General features: G+C 47.1%; 11 protein-coding genes. 1 reads left to right on the top strand and 10 read right to left on the bottom strand.

The features are described from left to right. On the bottom strand, positions 1–477 hold a 477-nt coding region (locus B3180_RS00480), incomplete at its 3' end, for a gamma-glutamyltransferase (RefSeq protein WP_286842244.1). Positions 478–554: 77 nt separating this feature from the next. Between B3180_RS00480 and rrtA the strand changes: the two genes are divergently transcribed. Then, on the top strand, positions 555–1,124 hold the full coding sequence (rrtA, locus tag B3180_RS00475; protein WP_278358721.1) for a rhombosortase: 570 nt from the start codon (positions 555–557) through the stop codon (positions 1,122–1,124). 11 nt (positions 1,125–1,135) lie between these two features. Here rrtA and B3180_RS00470 read toward each other — a convergent pair whose 3' ends face one another. From B3180_RS00470 to B3180_RS00430, 9 genes are all read right to left on the bottom strand, one after another. Further along, on the bottom strand, positions 1,136–3,619 hold the full coding sequence (locus B3180_RS00470) for a S9 family peptidase (protein WP_278358722.1): 2,484 nt from the start codon (positions 3,617–3,619) through the stop codon (positions 1,136–1,138). Between the two features lie 29 nt (positions 3,620–3,648). Next, positions 3,649–4,287 (bottom strand): maleylacetoacetate isomerase, encoded by a 639-nt coding sequence (gene maiA, locus B3180_RS00465; RefSeq protein WP_278358830.1) that lies wholly within the window; start codon positions 4,285–4,287, stop codon positions 3,649–3,651. Then, complete coding sequence (locus tag B3180_RS00460) at positions 4,287–5,312, bottom strand: fumarylacetoacetate hydrolase family protein (RefSeq protein ID WP_222235412.1); 1,026 nt, start codon at positions 5,310–5,312, stop codon at positions 4,287–4,289. Before B3180_RS00460 ends, maiA begins: the two co-directional genes overlap by 1 nt. Positions 5,313–5,318: 6 nt before the next feature. Then, a complete protein-coding gene (locus tag B3180_RS00455) occupies positions 5,319–6,449 on the bottom strand; it encodes a homogentisate 1,2-dioxygenase (protein WP_011233973.1) in 1,131 nt (376 codons plus the stop codon). Then, complete coding sequence (gene hppD, locus B3180_RS00450) at positions 6,442–7,515, bottom strand: 4-hydroxyphenylpyruvate dioxygenase (RefSeq protein ID WP_199493749.1); 1,074 nt, start codon at positions 7,513–7,515, stop codon at positions 6,442–6,444. The genes B3180_RS00455 and hppD overlap by 8 nt, the downstream gene beginning before the upstream one ends. 190 nt (positions 7,516–7,705) lie before the next feature. After that, positions 7,706–9,286 carry a transcriptional regulator TyrR gene (gene tyrR / locus B3180_RS00445; RefSeq protein WP_286842238.1) on the bottom strand — a complete coding sequence of 527 codons (1,581 nt, stop codon included), beginning with the start codon at positions 9,284–9,286 and terminating at the stop codon, positions 7,706–7,708. 116 nt (positions 9,287–9,402) lie between these two features. Then, the gene (locus tag B3180_RS00440; RefSeq protein WP_222235413.1) at positions 9,403–9,744 is read right to left on the bottom strand and encodes a 4a-hydroxytetrahydrobiopterin dehydratase; all 342 of its coding nucleotides are present in this window, start codon (positions 9,742–9,744) and stop codon (positions 9,403–9,405) included. 19 nt (positions 9,745–9,763) lie between these two features. Beyond that, the gene (gene phhA / locus B3180_RS00435; protein WP_054487971.1) at positions 9,764–10,558 is read right to left on the bottom strand and encodes a phenylalanine 4-monooxygenase; all 795 of its coding nucleotides are present in this window, start codon (positions 10,556–10,558) and stop codon (positions 9,764–9,766) included. Between the two features lie 59 nt (positions 10,559–10,617). Continuing rightward, a partial coding sequence (locus tag B3180_RS00430; protein ID WP_286842233.1) for a trans-sulfuration enzyme family protein occupies positions 10,618–11,515 on the bottom strand: 898 nt, incomplete at its 5' end.

Raw genomic sequence — 11,515 nt, 5'->3', positions numbered from 1 at the left:
CCAGCGTTCATGAGCCAGCTCCAGTCCGCGAAGAACACCGGGAGTCCCTACTGAGCGACCGCCAACGACAGCCTCTATCCATTTGGGTGGATTACCCTTGTCGTCCAGGAAGAGTTCCTCTGTAGCAGCCTGAGGTGCAGTCTCACGCGCATCAATGGTATAAAGCTTGTTTTCGTTGTTATCCCAATAGAGAATAAAAGCGCCGCCACCAATACCTGAAGACTGAGGCTCAACTAATCCCAGCATTGACTGAACTGCTACAGCCGCATCCACGGCAGAGCCGCCTTTTTCTAATACATGATACCCGGCTTCAACTGCATGTTTATTTGCGGCAGCAACCATGTACTTATTGGCGGTCGCAGCGGTTTTCTCGGAAAAACCAGTAGCCGCTTCCGGTTCACGTACTTCTTGTTCAGTACCAGGGCTACAGGCAGATAAAACGCCTGCGGCTATTAAACCAGGGAGCCAGAACTTCATAAGGCCTCATTCATATTAGGAACAATTTGCCCTATCATACGAACCAGAAACCAATGACGCAACGAAAAGGAAAGTAAATGGAGAGGTTTAACCAATATTGGGCAGGGCTCATTCTGGTTCTGCTACTATCGGTTTTTCTGCAATTGATGCCTCACTGGCATGCGACACTGAGCTTTAACTCAAGTACTGTCATGTCCGAGGGTTGGCCACTCATTACGACCCATTTTATTCATCTTGACTGGTGGCATGCCTTATTCAATTTTATTGGCTTAACACTTATTGTTCTAATTTGGCGGGAATACTGGACCACCCGCTGGTTAATTAATGCGTTATTGCTCAGTGGCACTGCAACTGCTTTATTGCTCTGGCTGGCTCCATTGAACCTTAGCTTTGTTGGTTTATCAGGAGTACTCCATGGCTTACTGGCTTACTGTTTAATAAAGGACACTCGTTCAGGTAAAAAATGGATGTGGCTAATATTGATAGCACTGGTTGCCAAAGTCATTGCTGAACTCCTGGGCTGGCGACCTACCCATTTTGTCGGAGAGCACGTTAGCTATATTCACGCAGCGGGTTTAGTAAGTTCTTTATTGCTGTACAAACTAGAACGGCGCCGCATTAGCGACGCCGTTAGTCGGGATGAGTAAAACCGACAAGTTTACTTTAAGTTTTCCTCAAACAATTTAAATATCCGACGGTATTCGTTCAGCCAGCTTTCTGGCTGGCGGAAACCGTGCGGCTCTACCGGGTAAATTGCCGTTTCCCAGTCTTCTTTCTTCAACTCAATCAACCGCTGAACAAGGCGAACACTGTCCTGGAAGAAAACATTGTCATCAATCATGGGTGAATTGATTAACAAGGCATCCTCTAAGCCTTCAGCAAAATAGATGGGTGAACTGCGACGGTACGCAATTGCATCATCCTGTGGCAAGTTCAAGATATTAGACGTATAGCCTGTGTTGTAATGAGCCCAGTCTGTAACAGGACGCAGCGCCGAGCCCGCTTCAAATAATCCGGGTTCGTTAAACAAAGCCATAAAAGTCAGGAAGCCACCGTAAGAACCGCCATAAGTTCCTAATTTGTCACCATCAACGTTCAGGTCACTTTCTAAGTAACTTGCAACATCGACCAGATCTTCAACTTCCGGCGTGCCCATTTGACGGTAAATAGCGGTGCGCCAGTCGCGTCCATAACCTTTTGAGCCACGGTAATCGAGGTCAGCAACCACGTAACCGTGCTTATTCAACAAACTATGGAACATGAACTCACGGAAATACCCTGACCAGCCCATGTGCGCATTTTGCAAATAGCCAGCACCGTGTATGAACACAACCGCAGGATATTCTTCAGCCCGGTTTTCATCAAAGCCTTCTGGTTTATAGATGCGGGTATAAATAGGCTCGTCAACATGAGAGGAATCCACCCCCACCAACTCAGGAGCCGTCCAGTCAATACTTAAAAACTTCTCCGAAACCGTATGAGTCAAACGCTCTGCTGTTCCAGAAGCATTGACAGACTTATGGTATAGCTCTGGTGGCATTAACGGCGTTGAATGCGTCAGCAATAACTCATCATCTTCAGGGCTGAGCTCAAAGGCTGTCATACCATCAAGGTCCGTCAGCGCTTCCGGGTCACCACTACCATCAGTCTTCACCCGGTACACTTCATAGATACCCGGGTGCTCGATGTTTGCCTGAAAGTATAAGTAATCGCCATTACTGCTTAAGTCTGCATCTTCAACGACATAACTTCCGTCAGTCAATTGACGCGTGCTGCCGTCAAGCGGTTTAACATACAAGTGCGAATAACCATCGGCCTCTGACATGAACCACAACTCATCGCTGTCTAACCAGCCGAATTCGTTATGAGTGTAGTTGATCCAGGCGTCATCGTGTAAACGGTCTTGAGAAACCAGTTTTCTACCGGCGGTGTCTACCGTTGCAAGCCAGCGATCTTTGTTGTCCCAGGCTTCCAGCATAACCGCAACTTCAGTGCCCTCTTCATTCCACTGAATAGCGCCGTTTTCCCAGCCCCAGTCAGCCATTAGCGTAATTGGGCGAGGTTTCTCTTCCGACTTATAGGTTTCACCACGAGCTTCATGGTTTTCACGTTTAACTTCTGCCAGAACATCTTCATTCCAGCCCGGTAAGGTGTTGTAGGTTAGCGTCGACTGGCTGCCGTCGCTTAAATTAAGTAAAACCAATTGGTGTTCAACCGGTTTTGCATCGGCCACACGACGACGCACATTTTCGCTTTTTACACGGCCATCTTCGCTAATGTAATTCGGCATAATATCGCCTTCGTCACGCCAGCTTTGCGGCTCGGTAATGGCTATCAGCATGAAATCGCCTTTTGGCGATAAGCTTGCAGAAACCAGTTCCTTATCCTTTGGCAAATAGAACGGCTCCGGCGCCAATGTCGAATTTCGGTTTTGTAACTCAGAACGCTGAGCAAAACGCTCTTCAGACGCTTTTCGTTCTTTCTGCACGTACTGAATTAACTGTTGTTCTTCACGGGCCAGGTAATCCTTCGGCTCTTCATTCGCTTTCGGCTTTTCCTGAAAGGCCAAAGCAGCGACCTGACGGCTTAAACCTGAGTTCACATCAATAATGAAGAAGTTATTACCCTGCTGGTAACTCAGTTGTCCATTTGCCATAGGCTGAAGGTTGTGCTGCCTGGCGTCGTCACGTGTCAACTGGCGAACCGTACCATCATTAAAGCGAACAAAAACATTGCCTTCAAAGGTATAGGCTAAAAAGCTGCCATCCGCTGCATGAACCTTTTCATCTGCCACGTACTGGTGCAGGTTTTCTACAGCAACTTTCTGCGGTTCTCCAGCCCCATTTTCCAGCATCATTAGGTCACGAATATCACTACCTTCGCGCTTCTGGTAAAACAGAATGTCTTCACCGTCCATGCTCCAGAAAGCCTGTTCAGGGAATCTCCCCATCCAGTCTGGATCAGCCATAATTTGTTCCATAGTCAATTCAGCCGTTCCTTGCGCATTGGCAAGTGAGTTGGCTTGTATGGTCGGTGTGCTTCTCTGCGTATCAGCAGTGGTCGTGCCTTGTGGGGAGGTTGATGCGCAAGAGGCGACAAACAATGTCGCCCCAATGGCCATCACCAGACGTGATTTCACCATATTATTTTTCCTTTTTAGGATCCGCTGGATTATTGTGCATCCGCTTGATTTTCAGGCCGAGCCTGTTGCACCGCGTCAAGCGCTTGCAAACGTTCATGCACCGCCATTAAGGTTGGATAAGAAGACAAATCCAAATTAAAGCGTTGTGCATTGTATACCTGAGGTATCAAACAGATATCAGCCAATGTTACCGAATTACCATAGCAATAATCACCTGCATACTCGGTCAGCCGCTGTTCAAATGCGGTAAAACTTTTTTCTACCCAGTTTGCTATCCAGTCTGAGCGTTGTTTATCGCTGCAATTCAACTCACCGGTTAAATACTGTAACACCCGTAAATTGGTAACGGGTTGCAACTCGCAGGCTAAATCATAAGCCAAGGCTCTGACTCTGGCTTTATCAGCGGGAGCCGACGGTAATAATGGGTTTTGTGGGTAACACTCTTCCAGATATTCAATAATGGCTAAGGACTGGTTTAACTTAACATCGCCATCGATAAAGGTAGGAACCAACCGCGCTGGATTAAGCTTTCGATAAGCCTCACTGTGCTGTTGCCCGCCATCTTTTACTAAATGTACCGGTTCATACTCGTAGGATAAGCCCTTCAGGTTTAAAGCAGTACGAACACGGTAACTGGCGCTTGAGCGCCAGTAGCCGTAGAGTTTCATCACTTTTGAGGACCTTCGTATTGAACAACTTTCTGATTAATGGTGCCGAATATTGACTGATCACCATCATCTTTCATTTCAATTTTAATGGTGTCGCCAAATTGCATAAACTGAGTTGCCGGCTTGCCATCACGAATAGTTTCAATCATGCGCACTTCGGCAATGCAGCTATAACCTACGCCACCTTCATCGATGGACGTACCGTGATCAGTCCCCTGTTTATTTGAGACGGTTCCTGAACCAATGATAGCTCCGGCACCTAAGTGACGTGTCTTCGCAGCATGAGCAACTAACTGACCGAAATCAAAGGTCATATCTTCGCCAGCGTTAGGCTTACCAAAGGCCTTACCGTTGTACTCTGACAATAACGGTAAGTGGACTTTATTCGCTTTCCAGGCATCACCCAGTTCATCGGGTGTTACCGCTACCGGCGAAAAAGCTGACGATGGTTTACTTTGGAAAAAGCCAAAACCTTTACCCAGTTCGCCCGGAATAAGACCGCGCAATGATACATCGTTAACCAGCATCAACAGCTTAATATGCTGCCCTGCGGTTTTAGCATCAACGCCCATAGGGACATCATCAGTAATAATGGCGACTTCGCCTTCAAAGTCGATCCCCCAGTCGGTGCTGCCCATTTCAATGTCGTCATACGGCGCTAAGAAGTCATCAGAGCCGCCCTGGTACATCAAAGGGTCTTCCCAGAAGCTTGGTGGCATTTCAGCACCACGTGCACGGCGAACCAATTCAACATGGTTCACATAGGCACTTCCGTCGGCCCACTGATACGCACGAGGTAAAGGCGATTCACATAAAGCTTCATCGAACTGGACGCTGCCATCAACGTCACTGTCATTCAACTGCTGATAAATTTTCTCAAGCTTCGGTGCAATACCGTCCCAGTCGTCCAGCAACTCTTGCATGCAAGATGCAATGGCCGGAACCGCTACTGCTGAACTTAAATTTTTGCTGACCACCATTAACTGGCCGTCACGTGTACCATTTCTGTATGTGGCGAGTTTCATAAGTTGTTATTTCTCCTGCCAACTGTAGACGTAGTCCGGGTTCTCTACTGCCAATGCCTCGTCACTTGCTTGCAAGGCATCGCGGGTGTCGAGCATGACCGCAACTTCGTCAGTGAATTTCTTTTTATGCTCACGCCCGGCTTTAAACGCTTTCGGGTGTGGGCCATGAGTAAAGCCTGCCGGATGAAAGGTTACCATACCGCGATCGATATTATCACGGCTGAAAAAGTCACCTTCATGATAAAAAAGCACTTCATCGTAATCGTCATTGTTGTGATAGAAAGGCACCTTCAATGCGCCCGGGTCTGACTCAATAGGACGCGGAACAAAGGTACAAACCACAAAACGATCAGCAACAAAAGTCGTGTGCGCCGACGGCGGCAAATGATAACGATGACTCATTAACGGCCGGATATCACGCCAATTCAAACGAACCGGAGCTAACTCACCGTGCCAGCCTATCGCATCCAGCGGGTTATAAGGGTACGTAATAACCGACACTTGCTGATGACGTTTTACATACACCTGCCACTGCTCTTCGCTGTATTGCGCCTGAAACGCCTCATCAATATCCGGCGTATCCAGAACCGCAGGGTCAAAAATGGCATGATTACCGACCAGACCTTTTTCCGGCAAGCTATAAGAGCCATTGGTTGCTTCAATCATCAACAACTGCATGGTCTCATCAGGTTCCAGACGCCAGTTCGTAGAACGGGGAATTAAGAAGTAGTCCCCTTTCACTAAATGAATGTGGCCGTAGTCGCAATGTAAATGACCGCTACCTTCATGCACAAAGAGTAAGTCATCGCCATCGGCATTACGCACTAAATAATCCATTTTGCTGTGGCAATGCCACAAACGAAAACGACAGTTATTATTGTGCAGTAAGTCAGGTGTTAACCAGGGGTTTTCCGGAGCTATGGCTTCTAACTTATTAAAGTCAAACGCCCGTGGACGCAAGGGCCCACGCCACTCCGACCAACCGGTCGGAGCATGCTGATGGTGAAAATGCGTGGCCGGGCCAAAAAAGCCACTACGACCAGCTTCACGTTCATAAATGGCCTGCTCCGGAAAATCAGCGTGAGCTTGTCGAGATGACTTGCCCACCTGTTTCGGAAAGCTGATCCATTTACGCATCGCTTAACACTCCCCGGCGGATCTGGTCTTCTTCAATGCTTTCGAATAGTGCTTTGAAGTTACCTTCGCCGAAACCTTCGTTGCCTTTACGCTGAATAATTTCAAAGAACACCGGACCAATGACGGTTTGAGTAAAGATTTGGAGTAAAATGCCGTCTTTCATTGGCGCACCGTCAATTAGAATGCGCTGTTCACGCAGTGCGTCTAAATCTTCCTGGTGCCCTTCAACGCGCTCATTAACTTTCTCGTAGTAGGTTTCAGGTGTGTCCATGAAGTCCATACCAATAGAACGCAGATCTTTTACGGTTTTGTAGATATTGTCGCTGGTTAAAGCAATGTGCTGAATACCCTCGCCTTTGTACTCTTTTAAGTATTCTTCAATTTGCGATTTGTCGTCGTGAGATTCGTTAATTGGAATACGGATCTTACCGCAAGGCGCTGTCATAGCGCGGCTTAACAAGCCTGTCAGCTTACCTTCAATGTCGAAATAGCGAATTTCGCGGAAGTTACCAATGCGCTCATAGAAACCCGCCCAGGTATCCATGTTTCCACGGAATACGTTATGCGTCAGATGGTCTATTTCGAACAACCCGGCTGCGTGATCGCTCATTTTCGCTTCCCAGCTTTCATAGAAATCGAAATGCTGGTTATAAATTTCATGGTTTTCGTAGTTATCGACAAAATACAACGCACTTTCGCCAATACCAAACACCGCCGGTACACCTTCAACAACACCTTTATCAGCTGGGAAAGCTTTGGCGCCGTTATCAAGAGAGTGCTTTAACGCGTGGTCAGCGTCTTTAACACGCCATGCCATACCGCAGACACTTGGGCCGTGGTCTTTAGCAAACTCTTCAGCCTGTCCGCCCGGCTCAGCGTTAATGATGAAATTAATGTCGTTCTGTTTGTACAACCAGGCCTGTTTGCTTTTGTGCTTAGCCACTTCAGTGAAACCCAGCTTGTCGAACAAGTCTTTTAACGCATCAATGCCTTTTTGATCCGGAGCGGTATACTCAACGAATTCAAAACCGTCTGTGTTTAACGGATTAATCATCTTATCTGTCATGGTTACTTCCTCTTATTATTCGGTTGTTAACAACATGACTGTAGCGGTACATGAGGGAAAAAGGCGAATAAGAGAAAAAGATAACTGAGTGGGGAATTTATGACCAGAACGTAAAGTTTACTGTACAGGCTACACACTTGCTCTGGATCAAGGTGCAGCCTTGTTAAGGCGTAAAGTTAAATTTACAAAGCTAGTTTTTTGTCCGTTCTGCTTTACGAGCGCGTCCGCTGCGCTGCTTTCCAATGCCATAATCACGCAGTTTATTCGCAACGGCAGTATGTGAGAGTCCCAGGCGTTTCGCCAATTGGCGGGTACTCGGAAAGCTGGGGTATAAACGGCGCAGTACGTGGCTTTCAAAACGGCGTACTGCATCATCCAGGCTCATGTCATCAATGTCTAATGCTAACTGGTCGTCTTCCTGATTTAATTCGGGCAAACGTATATCGGCGGGCTCCAGTGTGTAAACTTCTATCATTGAGACAGAACGAAACATGGTATTTTCCAGTTGGCGAACATTACCTGGCCACTGATAACGTTTTAGTCGCTCTTTTGCTGCCCTGCTTAAGCTCACCTGGCTTCGTCCGAGCTTCTTGCAGGCCTGGGTAACGAAATGCTCCGCCAACAACAAGATATCACTTTTACGTTCGCGCAGTGGTGGAACATTGAGCGCTAATACATTGAGTCGATAATACAAGTCTTCACGGAACTCACCGCTTTCAACCAACTCATAGAGATTTCCCTGAGCGGTGCAAATGACCCGCACATCGACACTCACTTCCTGCTCTTCGCCGATGCGTCGAAAAACGCCGTCTTCTAAAAAACGCAGTAGCTTAGCCTGCAGGCCAATAGACATCTCACTAACCGAGTCCAGTAACACGGTGCCGCCGGCGGACTGCTCTAAAACGCCAGTTTTACGAGTGCTTTGAGCGCTCAGGCTGCCTTCACCATGGCCAAAGAGTTCGCTCTCTGCAACATTATCCGGTAGCGCTGCACAGTTTATCGCCAAAAATGGTTTGTCTTTACGCGGGCTGGCCAGATGACAAGCTTTTGCCAGCAGCTCTTTGCCAACTCCGGTCTCACCTTCAATCAAAAGTGGTGCATCCAGCTCAGCCATTCGCTGAGCGTCTTTAATCACCCGCTTCATTGTGCTGTTGTCTGTCAGCAAGCGTTCAAAGGCTTTTTCGTTACTCTGACTCTGCCAGCTTGCTGTTACCGGTTCTGACTTACAGGTCATTACCGCCCCCGCAAACGCGGTGCTGCCTTCCTCGTCATTCACCCAGATAGGTAAAAGCTGAGCATAGTATTCCGAGTTACCAATGGTAACCGCTTCATAAATAGGGTCCTGAGGCTTTTTGTCCAACCACCGCTGCAAAGAGATACCGTGTACATACTGCATCAGCGGCTCGCCCTTAAGACTGTCTTCGTGGCCAGCCAGTAGCCGCAGTCCGGCATCATTAATAATGTCTATACAGCCTTTGCTATCAATGGACAGCACCGGATCAGGTAACGTGCTCAACAACAAACTGAACTCATAGTGCTCGCGTTCAAACGGCATATAAGGAATGGTTTTCACATCAATAACGTTAGGAATGCGACGAATTTGGGGCATTAAATGCCGAAAGTCATCGAAAGCGAGTTCAGGAAAGTTCAGGAAGATTTTTCCTTTAGGATCGACCTCAATACCACGTAAATCAATCTCGTGGTCTCGCAAGATTTGCAGAACGTCCTGGCAGATACCCAGACGGTCATCACACGTTATCTCAAGTCGCATAAACCCTACTGCATCGAACTAAATGTAAAGCAAATAATACACTATTGTTCCCGCTTAAAAAACAAAAACCCCGGCCAACAGACCGGGGTTTTATGTCATTCATCGACAAAAGCGAGTTATGCGTCAAGCACGGTGTCGGTTTTTGCTGCCATAATAAAGTCATTTTTATGCAAACCGTTGATGGCGTGTGTCCACCAGGTAACCGTTACTTTACCCCATTCAGTGATTAGCTCAGGATGATGTTTTTCTTCCTCAGCAATGTCACCAACTCGGTTAGTAAAAGCCAGCGCCTGTTTAAAGTTCTTAAACTTAAACTCGCGCTGCAGCATCATAACGTTGTCTTTTGTTACCGGAGTCCAGTCCGGTATTTCACGCATCAGCTCTTTCAGTTCTTCATCGCTCACTTGTGGCGCGTCTGCATGACACGCTTCACAACGTGCATTTTCCAAGTTTGACATTATTTATTACTCCTTTGCCTTAAGCTGCATCTTTTGGTGGAAATTTCGGCTCAAACAACCCAAGCTCCATAGCCTCATGAACCAACGCCATAATATCCATGTCGGATATCTTAAACAGCTCGTCCACACTCTCTATGGTGTAGTAGATAGGTTGAATGATATCAATTCGGTACGGTGTACGCAGTGCATCCAACGCTTTTAGCGGTTTACGCTCTGGCGTATCACTATTAACGGCATATTCTGTTTCCGCCGGTGACGATAAAATACCGCCGCCATAAATTCGAATGCCCTCTTCGGTTTTCAATAACCCGAACTCTACGGTAAACCAGTACAGACGAGCCAGATAGACCCGTTCTTTAGGTGTAGCTGCATAACCCAATTTACCGTATTGGTGAGTAAAATGCGCAAACGCCGGGTTGGTTAATAGCGGGCAGTGTCCGAATATTTCGTGAAAAATATCCGGTTCCTGCAAGTAATCAAACTCTTCCCGTGTGCGAATAAAGGTTGCTACCGGAAACTGCTTGTTTGCCAGTAAGCGAAAAAACTCGTCAAATGGAATTAATGCTGGAACTGCTGCAACTTGCCAGCCTGTCTCTCTTTCCAGTACTTCATTAATTTCATGCATCTGTGGTAAGCGATCCTTCGGCAGGTCGAGTAATTCCAGTCCCTTCATATACTCATCGCAAGCTTTTCCTGGTATGCATTCCAACTGACGTTCAACGAGATCTTTCCAGATACCGTTCTCTTCGTCGCTCCAGTGAATAATACCGTTTTCGTCCGGTTGCTTTGATACGTATTGACTTTGTTTACCCATAATTCAGCCTTGTTGCTTCCTCATTAGTGTTAGATCGTTGTTGTTATTATTAGTTCAGATTACGCAGATTGCATCCATTGAACGCGGCACGCTTCCAACGCTTGTTCAAGATCAGCAATAATATCGTCCGCCGCCTCTAAACCAACGGCAATTCGAATCAATGTATCCGAGATACCTGCTTTAGCCCTTGCTTCAGGCGTATATGGCGAATGTGTCATCGATGCCGGGTGCTGAATCAAAGTCTCTGCATCTCCCAGGCTCACAGCCAAAGTAATCATCTGCAGTTGATTCAAGAAATAACGCGCTTTTGTTTCATCACCTTCCAGCTCAAACGCAATAACCGCGCCGTGACTGCTCATTTGTTTACCCATTAAGGACTGCGCTTCGTGATCCGGCGCTCCAGGGTAGTAAATCTTCTTAATATCATCGCGCGCTGCCAGAAACTGATAAACCGCGTCAGCATTTCCACAGTGGCGCTGCATACGCACATCCAGAGTTTTCAGACCTCGTAATATAAGCCACGCGTCATGCGGGCTGATAGTTGCCCCCATGTCTTTTAACGTCGTACTTTTAATGGTGCTAATATCTTCGTCACTGCCACAAATAATGCCGGCAACCACATCGCCGTGCCCATTCAGAAACTTAGTTGCGCTATGCACAACAATATCGGCGCCATGCCTTTTGGGTTGCTGCATCAGTGGCGTCATAAACGTATTATCAACCACGAGTCTAATGTCTAAATCAGCAATTACCGCATGAACCTTTTCGATATCAACCACTTTCAGGTGAGGGTTAGCCGGAGTTTCCAGGAATACTAAGCGGGTATTTTCTCGCAAAGTTTCTTTTAACAGGCCTTCGTCGTTTAAATCAATAAAGTCGGCTTCGACCCCAAAGCGTTCAAACAGCTCGCTGAACAATGCGAAGCTGCAGCCGTAAATGGCATCAGATACCACAATA

The organism is Idiomarina sp. UBA4206 (assembly GCF_002383015.1).
In the GTDB taxonomy this organism is placed as follows: domain Bacteria; phylum Pseudomonadota; class Gammaproteobacteria; order Enterobacterales; family Alteromonadaceae; genus Idiomarina; species Idiomarina abyssalis.
Note: the sequence above shows the minus strand (reverse complement) of the source record. Positions and strands in the feature narration are given on the sequence as shown.

Bases quoted from the DNA above. Each gene is read 5' to 3' on its own strand.
- rrtA (WP_278358721.1), top strand. From the start codon at position 555: ATGGAGAGGTTTAACCAATATTGGGCAGGGCTCATTCTGGTTCTGCTA.
- B3180_RS00470 (WP_278358722.1), bottom strand. From the start codon at position 3,619: ATGGTGAAATCACGTCTGGTGATGGCCATTGGGGCGACATTGTTTGTC.
- maiA (WP_278358830.1), bottom strand. From the start codon at position 4,287: ATGAAACTCTACGGCTACTGGCGCTCAAGCGCCAGTTACCGTGTTCGT.
- B3180_RS00460 (WP_222235412.1), bottom strand. From the start codon at position 5,312: ATGAAACTCGCCACATACAGAAATGGTACACGTGACGGCCAGTTAATG.
- B3180_RS00455 (WP_011233973.1), bottom strand. From the start codon at position 6,449: ATGCGTAAATGGATCAGCTTTCCGAAACAGGTGGGCAAGTCATCTCGA.
- hppD (WP_199493749.1), bottom strand. From the start codon at position 7,515: ATGACAGATAAGATGATTAATCCGTTAAACACAGACGGTTTTGAATTC.
- tyrR (WP_286842238.1), bottom strand. From the start codon at position 9,286: ATGCGACTTGAGATAACGTGTGATGACCGTCTGGGTATCTGCCAGGAC.
- B3180_RS00440 (WP_222235413.1), bottom strand. From the start codon at position 9,744: ATGTCAAACTTGGAAAATGCACGTTGTGAAGCGTGTCATGCAGACGCG.
- phhA (WP_054487971.1), bottom strand. From the start codon at position 10,558: ATGGGTAAACAAAGTCAATACGTATCAAAGCAACCGGACGAAAACGGT.